16 protein-coding genes are annotated in these 15,082 nt (G+C 48.7%); 4 read left to right on the forward strand and 12 right to left on the reverse strand.

The window, feature by feature from the left end; translation table 11 throughout:
• Nucleotides 1-12 precede the first annotated feature (12 nt).
• The 7 genes from VFH06_00535 to VFH06_00565 form a co-directional block, all read right to left on the reverse strand.
• Nucleotides 13-426: an NUDIX domain-containing protein gene (locus VFH06_00535; GenBank protein ID HET6746575.1), complete on the reverse strand. Its 414-nt coding sequence runs from the start codon at nt 424-426 to the stop codon at nt 13-15.
• Nucleotides 413-889 carry an NUDIX domain-containing protein gene (locus VFH06_00540; protein ID HET6746576.1) on the reverse strand — a complete coding sequence of 159 codons (477 nt, stop codon included), beginning with the start codon at nt 887-889 and terminating at the stop codon, nt 413-415. Before VFH06_00540 ends, VFH06_00535 begins: the two co-directional genes overlap by 14 nt.
• A 13-nt stretch (nt 890-902) precedes the next feature.
• Complete coding sequence (rpsR, locus tag VFH06_00545) at nt 903-1,109, reverse strand: 30S ribosomal protein S18 (protein HET6746577.1); 207 nt, start codon at nt 1,107-1,109, stop codon at nt 903-905.
• Nucleotides 1,110-1,120: 11 nt separating this feature from the next.
• Nucleotides 1,121-1,561: a single-stranded DNA-binding protein gene (locus VFH06_00550; protein HET6746578.1), complete on the reverse strand. Its 441-nt coding sequence runs from the start codon at nt 1,559-1,561 to the stop codon at nt 1,121-1,123.
• A gap of 12 nt (nt 1,562-1,573) precedes the next feature.
• Nucleotides 1,574-1,918 carry a 30S ribosomal protein S6 gene (gene rpsF, locus VFH06_00555; protein ID HET6746579.1) on the reverse strand — a complete coding sequence of 115 codons (345 nt, stop codon included), beginning with the start codon at nt 1,916-1,918 and terminating at the stop codon, nt 1,574-1,576.
• Between the two features lie 142 nt (nt 1,919-2,060).
• On the reverse strand, nt 2,061-4,289 hold the full coding sequence (locus VFH06_00560) for a DNA translocase FtsK 4TM domain-containing protein (GenBank protein ID HET6746580.1): 2,229 nt from the start codon (nt 4,287-4,289) through the stop codon (nt 2,061-2,063).
• Nucleotides 4,290-4,421: 132 nt separating this feature from the next.
• Nucleotides 4,422-6,548, reverse strand: coding sequence for a ribonuclease J (locus tag VFH06_00565; GenBank protein HET6746581.1), 2,127 nt, complete (start codon nt 6,546-6,548; stop codon nt 4,422-4,424).
• A 221-nt stretch (nt 6,549-6,769) separates the two neighbouring features.
• Here VFH06_00565 and VFH06_00570 point away from each other — a divergent pair, with 221 nt between their 5' ends.
• Nucleotides 6,770-7,699: an alpha/beta hydrolase gene (locus VFH06_00570; GenBank protein HET6746582.1), complete on the forward strand. Its 930-nt coding sequence runs from the start codon at nt 6,770-6,772 to the stop codon at nt 7,697-7,699.
• A 67-nt stretch (nt 7,700-7,766) separates the two neighbouring features.
• On the opposite strand, the gene VFH06_00575 is transcribed toward VFH06_00570, so the two are convergent.
• The gene (locus VFH06_00575) at nt 7,767-8,351 is read right to left on the reverse strand and encodes a uracil-DNA glycosylase (GenBank protein HET6746583.1); all 585 of its coding nucleotides are present in this window, start codon (nt 8,349-8,351) and stop codon (nt 7,767-7,769) included.
• A 128-nt stretch (nt 8,352-8,479) separates the two neighbouring features.
• Between VFH06_00575 and VFH06_00580 the strand changes: the two genes are divergently transcribed.
• Together VFH06_00580 and VFH06_00585 are read left to right on the forward strand one after the other, a co-directional pair.
• Entirely contained in the window at nt 8,480-8,791 is a 312-nt protein-coding gene (locus VFH06_00580; protein HET6746584.1) for a hypothetical protein, read from the forward strand.
• Nucleotides 8,792-8,978: 187 nt separating this feature from the next.
• A complete protein-coding gene (locus tag VFH06_00585) occupies nt 8,979-9,179 on the forward strand; it encodes a hypothetical protein (protein HET6746585.1) in 201 nt (66 codons plus the stop codon).
• Between the two features lie 134 nt (nt 9,180-9,313).
• On the opposite strand, the gene VFH06_00590 is transcribed toward VFH06_00585, so the two are convergent.
• The 3 genes from VFH06_00590 to VFH06_00600 form a co-directional block, all read right to left on the reverse strand.
• Entirely contained in the window at nt 9,314-9,553 is a 240-nt protein-coding gene (locus VFH06_00590) for a hypothetical protein (GenBank protein HET6746586.1), read from the reverse strand.
• Nucleotides 9,554-9,638: 85 nt separating this feature from the next.
• Nucleotides 9,639-11,756 (reverse strand): polyribonucleotide nucleotidyltransferase, encoded by a 2,118-nt coding sequence (gene pnp, locus VFH06_00595; GenBank protein HET6746587.1) that lies wholly within the window; start codon nt 11,754-11,756, stop codon nt 9,639-9,641.
• Nucleotides 11,757-12,364: 608 nt separating this feature from the next.
• Nucleotides 12,365-13,357: a histidinol-phosphate transaminase gene (locus VFH06_00600; GenBank protein HET6746588.1), complete on the reverse strand. Its 993-nt coding sequence runs from the start codon at nt 13,355-13,357 to the stop codon at nt 12,365-12,367.
• 88 nt (nt 13,358-13,445) lie between these two features.
• Here VFH06_00600 and VFH06_00605 point away from each other — a divergent pair, with 88 nt between their 5' ends.
• Nucleotides 13,446-14,183: a hypothetical protein gene (locus VFH06_00605; GenBank protein ID HET6746589.1), complete on the forward strand. Its 738-nt coding sequence runs from the start codon at nt 13,446-13,448 to the stop codon at nt 14,181-14,183.
• Here VFH06_00605 and VFH06_00610 read toward each other — a convergent pair.
• Nucleotides 14,175-15,044, reverse strand: a complete 870-nt coding sequence (locus VFH06_00610) for an inositol monophosphatase family protein (protein ID HET6746590.1) — start codon at nt 15,042-15,044, stop codon at nt 14,175-14,177. The two genes, VFH06_00605 and VFH06_00610, sit on opposite strands and share 9 nt — an antisense overlap.
• Between the last annotated feature and the right edge of the window lie 38 nt (nt 15,045-15,082).

Here is a 15,082-nt window from a genome sequence, read left to right on the forward strand (position 1 = left end):
TTTAATCCTTTCCTATACTATAAGTCGTTCAAAACATACTTTCGTTGCTGGCGTTAATCGATCACGCTGCTCAAGCGCTTCAGCTTTCGTCATGGCCACTATGTCACCTTCCTTGGGATGCACTTTAACACTCGCGTCAATCTGAAGACAAAATACCGTTGCATGAACTTGCACATCCTCAAGACGATGGTCAGAGATGATATCGAGTTCTCCAAGATACGTCAAATCTTCGATAGCGGGAAGCAGCGTTGTTTCTTCGGCGAGTTCTCTACATACCGCCTCGGCGGCCGTCTCACCTTGTTCAAGCTTTCCACCGAAGGCGCCTATTCGTCCCGCAGCGCCAATCATAGGATCATCCCCACGAAGCTGCAACAAATAGTTAGTACCCTGGCAAATAATCCCAAGCGCAATATTAAGCCGACGCATCCTGCGATTCTCTTTCTGTAATGATCCCTTTTAGTGTTTTGTATGCAAAGGGCGTTAACTCACGAGCACTCGCCTCAAGACCTTCTCTATTTTTTGGAATATCGACGATTTCGCCAGCTTCTTTCAAAACCATAGTCTCTCGGCCCAGTGCCGTTAAGCCAAGATGATACACGGCCACATGGCGAAGCACAGGCTCACCCTGTTTGCCGGTTCCTTCAAATTCACCTCTCCAATGTTCAGTAAACGCTTCGGGTGATAGATTTATTGTTGCCTCTTCCTCAAGCTCACGCGCTACGACGACGGCTTCATCTTGCTTTTCTTCATGCTTTTCGACATGACCGCCAAAAAACTGAAGCATACCCGGATACGCTAGTTTTCCGGGTAGATCAGGGCGCCGCTGCAATACAAAACTTTCTGTCGTTTCAATAACGGCAACTGCGCTTCTTGTCACACGTTCTGCCACGCGTACCTACAACCTAGTTAGAAGTTACGAATGGAAGTAGCGCCAAGTGACGCGCACGCTTAATTGCGGTTGCAAGTTGGCGTTGTTGTTTCGTACTTAGACCTGTCTTGGTAATCGGCTCGATCTGGCCGTATGCATCGATGTAACGCTGTAGTGTTTTTACGTCTTTGTAGTCAAAGTACTCAGGCGTGTCTTTCTTAAATCGCTTCGTTAAAGCCATATAGGTTCTCCTTAGAATGGAATTTCACTTAAATCAATAGGTTTGTCATCGATGTCTTCAATGACGACATCGTCAGACTTTTTTGGTGCGCTTGAAGCGCGAGGTGCTGATGGAGCATTTCCGCCATCACCGCTTGGGCCATCGAGAAAGGTAACATCAGTTGCGACCACTTCTATCCTGCTGCGTTTCTTGCCGGTTTCTTTGTCGTCCCAGCTATCTTGGCGAAGACGGCCCTGCACAAGGCAGCGGCGGCCCTTTGAAAGATACTGGCTCACAAGTTCACCGAGTTTTTCCCAAGCTGTTACTTCGAAGAAGTCAGTTGCATCATCCTGGCCGCCTCGATCAACCGCAAGACTGAAGCTTGCAATAGTTTTACCGCTTGTTGTTGTACGGGTTTCTGGGTCACGCGTTAGGCGCCCCATCAAAATTACTTGATTGATACTTTTGGCCATGGATTTCCCCTTCTATTCTTCGTCTTTTGCTTCGTTATCATCGCTGTTTGCTTGTTCGAGAGCTTTTTTAGCCTTCTCGTCTACCGTTACAAGCAGATAGCGGAGTACTTCGTCGGTAATATTGAGTACGTTGCTGATTTTTAGTGGTGCATCAGCGGGGAGCTGAACGTCAAAGTAGATGTATACAGCGAAGTCCTCGCGGTTGATGCGGTACGCCAACTTCTTCTTACCCCAGTTATCCTCGCGAGTGATCTCACCACCTGCGTTTTTAATGATACTGCGCACTTTTTCGAGCGGCGCGTTCAGATTAGCCTCTAAATCGGGATGAATCAGAACGGTCAGTTCATATTCTTTCATGATTTCCTCCTCTGGAATCCATTTGGATGCTTGCTCTTTTAAAGCAAGCCGAGTTATTAACACCTTTATTTTACCAGATTTATGCCATTATTACCAGAGAGTAAAGCTGGAGTTAGACTTTAATACCCTGTTCAACTCAGATTTAGGCTTCGGCGCTTGGAGAGAGGTCGTCAAGATTGGTAATAAGTACTTCGCGTGGACGAGCGCCGTCAGCTGGGCCAATGACGCCTTGTTCTTCCATCTGCTCGATAATACGGGCTGCTCGAGCGTAGCCGACACGAAGACGTCGTTGCAATAGTGAGGTTGAGGCTTTACCACTCTCAACCACAACACGAAGGGCGTCTTTGTACATATCGTCATCACCGCCGCCGTCGAAGTCCATAACAACGCCACCTTTACCATTAAGCTGAACGGGCTGAGAAATGATCTCATCGTTATATTGTGGTGCGGATTGCATACGAAGATGGTCGGTAATTTTTACGACTTCTTCGTCCATTACCCATGCACCCTGAATACGTTTCGGCTTGCTCATGCTTGGCGTTAATAGCAGCATGTCACCCTGGCCAAGCAGCTTCTCGGCACCAATTTGGTCGAGAATGGTGCGGCTATCGATTTGGCTTGCTACCGTAAAGGCAATACGCGCCGGTACGTTCGCCTTAATAAGGCCGGTGATAACATCCACGCTTGGACGCTGCGTCGCAAGTACAAGGTGAATACCCACCGCACGGGCTTTTTGCGCCAAGCGCACGATCAAGGCTTCTACATCACGTGCTGCAACCATCATCAGATCGGCGAGCTCGTCGATCACAATCACGATGTATGGCATAGCGCCTTCATCAACACGCTGCTCGTTGCCGTCCTCATCTGGGACCGAAATCTTTTTCGTACCGGATTGGATTTTTTGGTTGTAGCTTTTAATATCGCGGATCTTTTCTTCAGCCAGCAGCTTATAGCGCCGTTCCATTTCGTTTACCGCCCACTTTAAGGCGCTAATCGTTTTTTCAGGCTCGGTAATCACCGGCGTAAGAAGGTGTGGAATATCCTCGTAGGGTGCCATTTCAACCTGCTTAGGGTCAACCAAAATCAGCTTCATTTCGCTTGGGCTATTACGATATAAAAGGCTCGTGAGAAGCGTATTAATCATGACTGACTTACCACTACCCGTCTGACCGGCAATAAGGAGATGTGGCATTTTATTAAGCTCACCTACGACCGCTTCACCAGAAATGTCTTTGCCAATTGCAAATGCCAGTGGTTCATGCTCATTCTTCCATTGTTTTGCTGTCAGAATTCCGTGCAAGCGGACATCTGCCGCTTTACGGTTTGGTACTTCAATACCAACTGCGCGCTGACCAGGAATCGGCGCTTCAATACGAAGGCTTTGAGCAGCCAGGTTAAGCGCGATGTTCGTCTCAAGCGCGGTAATACGCGTCAGCTTGACGCCGCTTGGCGGCTTTAGGGTGTATTGGGTTACCTTCGGACCAATGTTCGCGCCTTCCATTTCAACATCAATATTGAACTCACTTAACGTATCGCGGATCGTTTGGGCGTTCTGCTGAACGTCACCGGCATCTGCCGGAGACTGCTTTTTTTCAAGCAGATCGATGCTCGGCGGCTGCCAGTTGGGATCGCTCACCGCCACGAGTGCGGCTTGCTCTTCTGCAACTTTGTCCTGTTTTACACTCCCACGAAGACTTGAGAGATGACTTGTTTTTTTGTCGCTCTCAGAGTCAAGTGTCGGCACACCGGCGTTCAACTTGAGCTCCCCTATAGTGCGTGACTTTGGGGCGTCCGCTGTGGCGGCTTTACGCATAACCTGAACGTTTTCGCTGTCTTCACCTACGTCGCGGCGCATAAGCTCCCAGAGATGACGAATGACCGTAATTGGGGAGACTCTCAGCATAAATAGCGCTGTTACGACGATAAGAAGTACGTAAATGAATGCGGCAATACCGGCATCGACCAGAGAAAGGATCGCATTATTGATAGTATTGCCAACGAACCCGCCCGTTGCTTCGCCCGCTCCGTTCTTCATAAGACCAAATAGACCAGAAAACCACACGACAATAAGCGCGGCTGCAAGTTTTACTACAAACGATAAGCGGTTTTCTTCGGCTCTGAAGATTTCAACAGCGATATAAATGAATATCAGAGGGATAACGTACACAGCATAGCCAACAGCTAAAACAGCGGTGTTCTGAAACCATTCCAGCACGGGGCCGCCGGCACCAAACCATGCCACAATAAAAAGAAGTGAGATAGCAATAAGGAACACTGCCCCTACTTGCGACCAAAACCCTACTGGCAAACTATGCTTTGGAGCTATTTTTTTAGCTCTGCTGTGTTTTGCGGTTCGTTTTCTCTTTGCCATACCTGTTTATTATAAGCGCTTTTACTGTTGTTTAGTAATTTATATTATAGCAAAAATTACTACATAATGCAAGTGCTTAAAAGCCTCATCTTAGGCATATTGGGTGAGGCTTTTGCATTTCAAAGTAATCTGTTAGTAATCGCGAGCTTCGACCTTGGTCATGGGCTCGACCACTTCCGTGTCAGGAATCACTGGCTCAGGAAAGGTTTTTCCTGAAGGTTTTGGCAGTATGTCACGGCGACTACCTTGCGGCTGCCCTGGGCGCTGACGATCTTGCTGAGGAGCCCCGCCACCAATTTCATTAATTACCGGAATCACGATCGGCGTACGACGAGTCTGATCATACAAAATGTGTGTAATCTCATCCTTAAGCTCTTTTTTAATTACATCAAGATCAATTTTCTTATTACTAAAGCTGCGAGCAACTTTTTGCTTAAGATATTGGCGGATGATTCCCATCAGCTCTTCGCTGTCGCGCAAGTAAATAAAGCCACGCGAAATGATGTCTGGGCTGGTAAGCAGGCGGCCGTTACCGCGAGCAACCGTAAGGATCACCACAAACATACCTTCTGATGCCATGTGGATGCGGTCTTTTAGGACTACTTCGCTGACGATTGCACCACTGTCATCGTACATGATGCCACCGACAGGAATACGGCCAGCTTTTTTGGCAGTTGAACCATCAAATTCAAGCACATCGCCACTATCGCAAACAAAGATGTTATCGCGCGGGATTCCACATTCTTTTTCTGCAAGCTCAGCATTGTGGACAAGCATGTGGAATTCTCCGTGGATCGGCATGTAATACTTTGGATTAAGCGCATTTACGAGCTTTACGTGATCATCGTAATACCCATGACCCGAAAGGTGGAGTGGGCCGACACCGGTAAGATGCGTCTTGCCATTCTGGATAACGTCGCTTCCCTCTCGCATAAGACCATCAACAGTACGAACAACGTACTTTTCGTTACCGGGAATCGGGTTTGATGAGAATACGACGACGTCGCTGTTTTTGATTTTGATAAATTTATGCGCACCAGAAGCCATGCGGTTCAGCACAGCATTGAACTCACCCTGAGAACCGGTACAAACAATCGTCACCTTACTATCAGGAAGTTTTACGATGTCTTCCATCTTCACTACAACATCTTTTGGTACCTTAATAACCCCTGCACGAAGCGCAACCTCGAGGTTCTGGATCATGCTATAGCCAGCAAAGGCGACTTTGCGGTCGTGTTTTTTGGCTTCTTCCAAAATCACCTGCATACGATGGATCTGGCTAGAGAAACAACTGAGAATCAAGCGGCTGTTGGGGTACTTTTGCATGACTTCACCCATACTATGTTGGATATCGAACTCACCATGATTGTGCGTTCCTTCAGACTCACAGTTAGTACTTTCGTTCATAAGGAGCAAAATGCCTTCTTTTGTAGCGATTTCGGTGAGGCGTTCGAGATCAAATTTTTTGCCATCCACCGGGTTTTCCTCAAAACGCCAGTCACCCGTATCAACCACCACACCAAGCGGTGTTCGGACCACAACCGCAGTTGCATCAGGAATCGAGTGATTAACACGCACGAGCTCTACAGAGAAGCTATCGCCCAGCTGTACGCGTTCGTGCGACTCAGGGTTAAGCTCATTATATTGCGGTTCGTAGCCACTAGTAGCTTCTTCCATGGTTCGTTGCAACATCCCAAGAGTGAATTTACTTCCGTAAACGGGCGCAGGAATGCGATGAATGAGATGACGAAAAGCACCAATATGGTCAAGGTGTCCATGGGTAAAGATATGACCACGAATCTTGTGCTTGTTTTCTTCAAGGTAGTTGATATCGGGGGTAATATAGTTGATGCCTGGGTAATCTGCACCGGGGAATAAAAAGCCCATATCAATAACGATGATGTCATTATCGTATTCAATCGCCATCATGTTTTTGCCGATACCCATTTCGCCAAGGCCGCCGATAGGCATAACCCGGAGGGTTGGGCGTGGGCTGCGAGAGCGTTTTGGTTGATCAGCCATGCTGAATTGACGCCCTTGGTAGCCGTTATAGATTGATTTGTTAACCGGTACGTTTACCACGTGCTGACTGGCACGAAGATTGACGTTTTCACTGGTGCGACGCTGCGCCCTGAAGGCTTCGCCCTTACGAGTACTAGTATTTGCAAGCACGGTATTGTTATTCGGCTTTGGTTTTTGTGAGTTTGGCCGCTTTGACATGTCGTCAGATTGCGCGCCAGCGAGTCGTCGTTGACCCATAATTATATTGTTCTCCTTTTGTTACATTCGAAAATGATATCTTTATACACCATGTACAAGACGGGGATATTACTCTGTTAGTTTGTATACGTTCCCCTGTTGAGTGCTTTCAGTATAGCAAACAAGTATCCATAAAGCAATCCTGAAATTGATTTTATAGTTAAAATATGTTATAATTAAATCAAGCACCTCGACAACTCGACTACAGAAAGGGACAGCCTGTGCGCTGGCTTCTTTTGCCTTTCAAGGCAATCCGCCATCTGTACCGCTGGATGTGGCGGATTCCCCGCTACATCGGCCTGTTCATGATCTTCATGGTCACAATCAGCCCCCTCTTGGCCTACATCGGCCTGGATGCTGCCTCTCGCCTCGCCCTGTCGGACGAACCCACAGTTCAGTCCTATAAGGGCACGGGTACTAAGGTAGGTCGCATCGTCTTCCTTGGTGGAGCCGGCGCGTCTCCGTCCGCACAGGCGGCCGGCATGCTGGCAATGCTTCAGGCGGAAGCAAAGAATGTTGACGTGATCGAGTATGCTTCGGGAAAGTTCTCGAGCAAAAAGATTGAGGACTTCGTGATCGCGAGAATCGCAGATGACGAGCATGTCATCTTCGTTGGCGCATCACTCGGTGGCCTGCTCAGCTATGACATCATCAAAAAGCTGAGAGTCAGCGGCGACACGCGCAAGTTCGGTGTTGTCCTGATCGACGCACCGGCCTCGGGCAGCGATGTCATCGGAATCCCCTGGATTCTGAAGCAGTTCTCGTGGCTCCCCCTGGGCGGTATCACCAACCAGTGGTATCACCCGCCGTTCGACCGCAATGCGCCCGCCCTAATCGATCCCGACGCCAACCGACAGCAGCTCGAAGCACTCTGGCAGAGCTACGAGACCTGGGAAACCAGCTGCTGGATCAACCAGGGCGACTACGTGTTCTCTCATGATCCGATAGAGAGACTCACTGATGTCACCTGGTATTACATCCGCTCGGGTGCCGATGATTTCGTAGGTGAAAACTCCCGGAGTCACTGGCAGAATGACCAGGGGCCGATGGAGGGTGGGATTGTTCCCGAAGGCAAGCACATAGCCTTCCTGAACCGACCCAAGCTGTACAATGCCGAAATTAAGACCGGCATCGAACGCGTGGCGGCCTGATCTGTAGTTGGACAATCGAGGTGAACGCCCGCTCTGAAATACGAGCGGGCTTCACTGCTTCACTATTTTAAATCTTTTTGATTATTTCTGGCACCATAACAAAATCGTCTATTAATGTTTGGCGCATACTGCCATTGTAAAGCGCCGCGGCCGGATGAAATAGAGGGATAATAACGAGCTTATCTTTGCCAAATTGGATTCTTTTAGGTTGGCCATGTATGGCGCTTATGCGCATACCGGGCAAAAAATATTCCATGCTGTGCCGCCCGAGCGTAATCACTACCTTTGGCTTAATAATCTGAAGTTGTTTTAGAAGATAAGGCCAAAACGCTTTCTTTTCCTCGGGTAAAGGGTCGCGATTATTTGGAGGGCGATATTTTACGATGTTTGTAATGTACACGTCGCTCCGTTGCATGCCAACTTCAGCAAGCATTTCATTAAGAAATTTTCCCGCGGCGCCCACAAATGGAAGCCCTTGCTCATCCTCATTTTTACCGGGTGCTTCACCAATAAATACGATTTCGGCATTGATATTTCCATCGCCCATAACAAGGTTTGTCGCCTGCTCCGCTAGTTCCGAACAAATTTTTTTATCGATAATTTCTTGTTTGATTCGGTCCAGCTGGGCTTGTTTATCGTCATCGCTGCTCATAACTTTACTTTACAGAGTGCTTATAAATAAGGCAAACGACCTGCGGTTTTGCATACGTACAGGATTGATAAACAGCTATATTTCTGGCATAATACCGGGGCGTATCAACCAACTACAGAGGGATGGTCATGGAATACAGATTTCCGGCCAACGAGATCCACACGATCCAGTCGACACGCGTGGCTACATACACGACGCAGACGGCAGAAGTCGGAGATGACATCGTCGTTGTTGTCCCCGATGGGGTGAACTGCGAGGCTGAAGTTGTCGCTGGTGTCCTGAACCTCACCGGGGACGGCGGCAACGCCACACTGAGCGGCGACCTCAACCTCCAGGTGGGCTTCGTCTCGGGTAATGTCTCGGGCGGTGCGCTCAGCCAGTCTGTGCAAATCAAGGTTCCGCCCTACAAGAGCAACCTGAACATCCGCAACAGCTGGTAGCAATTTACATCCCATTCTTGGCCATTGGCCAAGAATGGGATGTAGAAATACTTCCTTAGCCTCTAAGAAGCTCTGAAATTATCATAAAAACGACTCCGTTCATAAGGAGTTATTTTGCTTTTTAGAAAGTTATTCTCGTATTATAAGGAGGAGCCACTACTCTTTTTGAGAGGAGGTGAAGATACATATGGCTCGGTATGTGTGTCACAAGTGTGGCGGCCGCGACCCCTTCTGCATTATTTGTTGGGGAAAGCGTTACTACGCGCCAAAGGAGAAGGCGGACCAGAAAATCGAGGAAATCCCAGCTCAGCGCACAGGACCATCCGAAGATCTTGGTACGCCATCAACTGACACTGAAAGAACGGAATCAACCGATGCCTGCACCTAGCGGCTCTATGGGTGAGAGTGCCAGGTTTATTCCCTTGCACTCTCCCCAGCTCCCTGTTGAGAATCAAACAACCCCTCAGCTTAGGGGTTGTTTTATATAACCAGTGAAGAGTGCGGACGAGCGCACTCTCTTCCTTATTTGGAAAGCGGTAGTGGGCTGAAGTCATAAACACTGATGCACTTGTGGGCCAGCGACTTACCAACGATTCCCGCTGGTGTGTCCACACCGAACAGATCAGACAACTCCTTGATATGGAGTTCGACGTCCGCAACCGGTATCGACATCTTGGCCGCGATGGCCTCGTTGTCGTATCCGTCGCCGAGCCACTTGACGATTCTGGACTGGGTGTCGTCCAGAGCGATCCTTGATTCCATTGCTACACTCCTTGTGTGTATGTAGCTCGTCCGCAGGTGTAATTGTACGCCTGATTACATCTGTTTGCAATTAGATTTTTTACAACTATTCGTCGACAGCTTTAATGCTAAGGCTTAAGCGACCTCGCTCATCGATTCCAGTCAGTTTCGCCTTTACCATCTGACCTTCATGGAGAACATCAGTCACCTTTTCAACACGGTCCTTAGAGAGTTGTGAAATGTGGACCATGCCGTCGATACCCGGCATAATATTTACGAATGCGCCGAAATCTTTGATGCTTACGACCTTGCCTTCGTAGATCTTGCCCACTTCAGGTTCTTCGGTAAGGCTCTTGATCCAGGCAAGTGCTTTTTCGATATTTGTCGTATCTGAAGCAGAAACGGTAATGAGGCCATCCTCTTTAATATCGATTTCAGCACCGGTCTCAGCAGTAATTTTGTTGATGACTTCTCCGCCCTTACCAATGACAGCGCCGATTTTCTCCGGGTTAATCTTGATTTTTTCGATACGTGGGGCGTATGGACTGATTGTGGTTCGTGGTGCGGCCAACGTTGAAAGCATATGCTCTAAGATATGTGCACGACCCGGCTTTGCCTTACGGATGGCTTCACCAAGGATCTCTACCGGAAGACCGTGAACTTTCATATCCATTTGAATGGCGGTGATTCCCTGCTCGGTACCAGTGACCTTAAAGTCCATGTCGCCGGCAAAGTCTTCGGCGTCAGCGATGTCGCTTAATACATATGGTGTATCGCCATCCATCATCAGACCCATAGCGATACCGCTAACTGGACGTTTGAGCGGAACACCTGCATCCATCAGTGCCAAAACGCTGCTACAGGTTGCTGCCATAGAGGTTGAACCATTCTGGCTCATGATTTCCGTCACACTACGGATTGCATACGGGAATTCTTCTTCGCTAGGGAGCATGGGAAGAACAGCACGCTCCGCCAGGTAGCCATGCCCAATTTCACGGCGACCCGGACTACCGAGGCGACGGACTTCGCCTACGGTATACCCAGGAGCATTGTAGTGATGCATATAACGACGCTCGCCATCATTGACTTCCATCGTATCGACAAGTTGCGCATAGCTCAGCGGTGCTAAGGTAACGATGTTCATACCCTGAGTAACACCACGAGTGAAGAGGCTTGAGCCATGCGTTCGCGGCAATATACCAACCTCGCTTGAGAGCTGGCGGATTTCATCCAATTTACGGCCATCTGGGCGAGTGCCATGTTCAACGATGCCTTTTCGCACATCTTTATGAAGCGCCATAGTGAAGGCTTCATTGTATTCATCTCTGAGTTCCTGATAGTCTTCTTCGCCGAATTTTTCAATCATTGCCGCATGGAACTCGTCTCGAAGTTGGGCTACCATTTCGTTTCGCTCAGGGTATGGCTTGCGAAGGTCTTCACCGATCTTACCCTCCATCCATTCATCGACGATTTTCTGAAAATCTTCATTTGGCAAGACAAGCTCATATTCGACTGGTTGTGGAGCGATTTTTTCAACCAATTCTTTTTGTAGTGCGATTGCTGGTTGAAAAGCCTCGTAAGCCCAGGCAAGTGCATCGATAACGACGTCTTCGGTGACTTCGTTTGCTCCGGCTTCAACCATCGTAATGCCGCTCTCGATTCCCGCAACCACGAGATCAAGCTCACTTGCGGCACGTTCTTCAGGCGTTGCAAAAGCTTTGAATTCACCGTTAACGTGAGCAACACGGAGCCCAGCGACAGGCCCATCAAATGGTACGCCCGAAAGCATAATAGCGGTGCTTGCTGCGATCATAGCAATTGCATCGGGGCGGAAATCCGGATCCATCGAGAGGACACTTGCCACCACCTGCACTTCTTGGCGATATCCCTTTGGAAAGAGCGGGCGAATCGGGCGATCGATAAGACGGCCGATAAGAATCGCTTCGTCACTAGGACGCCCCTCACGCTTGATAAAGCGACTGCCTGAGATTTTTCCAGCTGCATAAAATTTTTCTTCATAGTCGATAGAAAGCGGAAAGTAATCCATCCCTGTTTGCGTACGTCCGGCCATAGCCGTTCCAAGCACGACGGTCTCACCGTATGTAACGAGCACGCTTGCCGACGTACGAAAGCCGACACGGTTTACCTCTAGTGTAAGCGGCTTGCCGCAAAAGTCAGTACTGACAGAGATGATTTCTTTGCCATTTGGGTTGATTGTAGACATTATATGTCCTCCTTATTTTTATTCGCCCGTTTGTTAAAGCGAATAAGTAACGGGTGGAGAAGTTCCTTGTATAGTATAGGAATTCCTCCATCCACCACTTACTATGCCACGGTGCGATTATCTTCTCATTATATCACGAGGCTTCTCTTATTGGGTGATATCAGTCACAGTTTCTACCCCTGTTAATATTTGTGCAAATATTCAGATTATGCTATCGTATTCTTACGTTGCACCCAAATGAAAAGAGGACGCAGTGGCACCTCAGTACAAGCGGCTACCTGGCCCCGTCTCGGACATGTGGGATTGGCAGCGCCTCGGCAACTGTCGCGACGAGGACAGCGCCACGTTCTTCCTGCCCGACGGATGCCGTGGGCTGGAGCGAGCACGTCGAGAAGCACGTGCAAAAGCCATCTGTCAGACCTGTCCCGTACTCGAGCGGTGTCGGGAACACTCATTCACTGCTCCGGAAGCTTACGGCGTCTGGGGCGGGCTTAGTGAAGGTGAGCGGAACGCGATCATCAAAGCCAACCGATTGCGCACCACAGCCTAACTTAGGGTGAAACAACGGACCTCCTAGAACTTTGTTCTAGGAGGCTGTTTCAATCCTTTTACGCGAGCAATTTGAGTGCATCCAGCAAACGATCCATATCAGGCTGTCTGGCTGAAGCGACCCGAATTACACTATGGCCTTTGAAGTTGTCAAAGAGATGCGTTTCAATCTGGTATTTTTCTCTCAGTATCTTATGCAGGTCATTACTTGGCATTGTTTTATGCTTGAAAATCACGAATAGATCGAGTGATGCGAACGTTTCATACCCTAGTTTATTCACCGCGTCCGCGGTCGTCTGATGTGACTTTTTTATCGCGGCTATGGAGCTATGAAAATCGTTGATTTTTTTGAGCGCAAAAAGCGTCCGCGCCTGAGCCTCACTATTAACATTAAAAAACGGCCGATGCCGGTTAAATTCTTTAATAAGATGCGGATCGGCAAGAACGTATCCAAAGCGACTTCCGGCCATGGCGCAAAACTTACTTAGGGTCCGCGAAACGACTAGATGACGTGGGTATACTGGTATCAAATCGCTCACTGTTTTGCCATAAAACTCAAAATAAGCTTCGTCGGCAAATACCTTATAGCCCGCCTCCAGTATCTCGATAATTTGTTCGCGTGCTACCACATCGCCAGCAGGATTACTCGGGTTGTCAAGCATTACTACAGTGTGCGCTGGCTCGGCCCCATACTCTTTTAATACCTTCGACGAAAGCTGCGTCCTATCATGCGGAAGACTAATGACGTTCGCCCCGATATGCGATGCATACACCGGATACTGATAATACATTGGTGGGATGACCACGACATTCAATTGATCATCAGCTAGTTTGTTAAAACGAAGATAAATATCGATAAGCTCGTCAGAGCCGTTTCCACACACGATCATCTCGGAGTCGACGCCAGTATAATCGCTAAGTACCTGTCGAGTAACCGTGCTAAACGGATCGGGGTACGCGCTTGTTACCTGTAATGGTTCGTACGTATCGTACACATGATCAGCATGAAGGTTAATTCCATACTCCAAATGGAGTGTTGTTGTTTTTTCCAAAAGATCCCCCCTTTTTTTAACCTTGGAGTATAATAGCATAAAGTACGCATATTGTGTGTAAAATAAAAATAACGTAGAGGGGTGGGCTATGTTAAAAGAACGTATATTGCATGCGGCTACAGTGCCGCGATATTGGCTGGTGCCTCGCAAAGAGCGAGCGGTATTGGCTATCATTGCCATGATATTTTGGGGAGGGACCATCTGGCAGGCAATTTCTCATACAACCGCTGGAGCAAGCGTATTTTCCCTTTTTGGCCTGGGCTTACTATATCTCATATTTAGTATGTGGAATTTAATCGAAGGCCTACGACTCGCCTTCTCCAGCTTTAAAAAAGGTGATACCGAAGAAGCGTATCCTCGCGAACTAACCGAGCTATTGGTTGTTCTGGGGGCAATGGCCGTACTCAATGGTGTAGTTCTTCTTATTTACCTGTTAAGGGGGGCGTCATTTACTCTTGTTGACACGATAAGTCTGGGTGTAGGTTCTTTGATCGTTGCCGCCCTTGCGTTTTCTCATGGACTATCCGGACTACTTCGTCACCCTATGGCCAGGGGGTGGCTGGCAATTGCTGGAAAAACCGTACCCCAGCTCGTGCTCGCTCTGCTTTTCCTTATACATCCTACTGCTGCGAGTGGGCTTGCCCTCATTACTCTTCTCGGTATTGATGCACTTTCGCTTCTGCGGTTTATTCCAACCATAAAGGGCTATCGTAAGAATAGGCAGAATACGCATCTTCGTGGCTTACTCCTTGGCGAAGCCGGCAATACTGCCAGCGGACTTTTGCTGACAGCATGCTGGGTAATCGCGCAGTTTCAGTTACGTTAAGTGTTCTACGAGCTCATTCGCAAGCGCGGGAGTTGCGGCCGCAACGACACCTCCTACTGGATCCATCCGCCAATCAATATCCTCATACGAATGGCCTTCAAGGGAACGAACAGCTCCGCCAGCCGCCTGTACGATATGAGCCCCTGGCACCACATCATGCGGGTGAGAGGGCGCCGGAAAGGCTGATATATCCGTATCTCGCAGTGCCACAGAGGCCATTCGTAATTGGTGCCGAATACGACGTGCCGAGGGCATCATGGATTCGAGCGGTCTAAGGGATTCGCCCCAGCTTGAATATTCATAGCGATCTACATCCTTAAGGTGTTGAGGGCCACCAGATATAGTAAGCTTCCTGGGCCGAGGATCTGCTGAAGTAACGAACGTCGCTCCTCCCAGGCCAGCCATAGCTAGCATCTGCTTACGCTGAAATGGACTATACACAGCACTTATAATCGGCTCTTTCATGCCTGGCGCAAAACCACAAAGTAGTACTGTGGAATTACAGTCGCCAAAATCGCCTCGCTCATACGAGCGCCAGAGTTTATTGGTACCATCAATCGGATCTGTTATCCAAAGCCACTGCTGGTCGGCGATATCAAGGTTGCCTTTTTCACTATTTGACGCCTCTTCTCCCCATACAAGATCGTTGGGGAATTGTCGGGCGACACGGTCGAGCAGCAGCTGATTGAGTGTCTCGTCAACATCGGTTACCTTGCTCCCGTCAGCTTTACGGCACATGGTTACGGTGCCTTTCACCATCTCACAGGCCCTATCACCAAGTGCCCGCACAGTCGCCTCCATAAATTCGTATCGTTTGGATAGCTCGCGCGTATCAGGGTATTTCTCGTAGTTTCTACTCATTGCTTATCTCCTTCTCTTTCGACTGTAAGGAAAAGGAG

The sequence above is a fragment of the Candidatus Saccharimonadales bacterium genome, assembly GCA_035697325.1.
Taxonomy (GTDB): Bacteria; Patescibacteriota; Saccharimonadia; order Saccharimonadales; family Saccharimonadaceae; genus JALRBM01.

What these genes read in the sequence shown, in the direction of transcription:
- VFH06_00535 (HET6746575.1), bottom strand. Translation starts at nt 426, where the DNA reads ATGCGTCGGCTTAATATTGCGCTTGGGATTATTTGCCAGGGTACTAAC.
- rpsR (HET6746577.1), bottom strand. Translation starts at nt 1,109, where the DNA reads ATGGCTTTAACGAAGCGATTTAAGAAAGACACGCCTGAGTACTTTGAC.
- VFH06_00550 (HET6746578.1), bottom strand. Translation starts at nt 1,561, where the DNA reads ATGGCCAAAAGTATCAATCAAGTAATTTTGATGGGGCGCCTAACGCGT.
- rpsF (HET6746579.1), bottom strand. Translation starts at nt 1,918, where the DNA reads ATGAAAGAATATGAACTGACCGTTCTGATTCATCCCGATTTAGAGGCT.
- VFH06_00560 (HET6746580.1), bottom strand. Translation starts at nt 4,289, where the DNA reads ATGGCAAAGAGAAAACGAACCGCAAAACACAGCAGAGCTAAAAAAATA.
- VFH06_00565 (HET6746581.1), bottom strand. Translation starts at nt 6,548, where the DNA reads ATGGGTCAACGACGACTCGCTGGCGCGCAATCTGACGACATGTCAAAG.
- VFH06_00575 (HET6746583.1), bottom strand. Translation starts at nt 8,351, where the DNA reads ATGAGCAGCGATGACGATAAACAAGCCCAGCTGGACCGAATCAAACAA.
- VFH06_00580 (HET6746584.1), top strand. Translation starts at nt 8,480, where the DNA reads ATGGAATACAGATTTCCGGCCAACGAGATCCACACGATCCAGTCGACA.
- VFH06_00585 (HET6746585.1), top strand. Translation starts at nt 8,979, where the DNA reads ATGGCTCGGTATGTGTGTCACAAGTGTGGCGGCCGCGACCCCTTCTGC.
- VFH06_00590 (HET6746586.1), bottom strand. Translation starts at nt 9,553, where the DNA reads ATGGAATCAAGGATCGCTCTGGACGACACCCAGTCCAGAATCGTCAAG.
- pnp (HET6746587.1), bottom strand. Translation starts at nt 11,756, where the DNA reads ATGTCTACAATCAACCCAAATGGCAAAGAAATCATCTCTGTCAGTACT.
- VFH06_00605 (HET6746589.1), top strand. Translation starts at nt 13,446, where the DNA reads ATGTTAAAAGAACGTATATTGCATGCGGCTACAGTGCCGCGATATTGG.
- VFH06_00610 (HET6746590.1), bottom strand. Translation starts at nt 15,044, where the DNA reads ATGAGTAGAAACTACGAGAAATACCCTGATACGCGCGAGCTATCCAAA.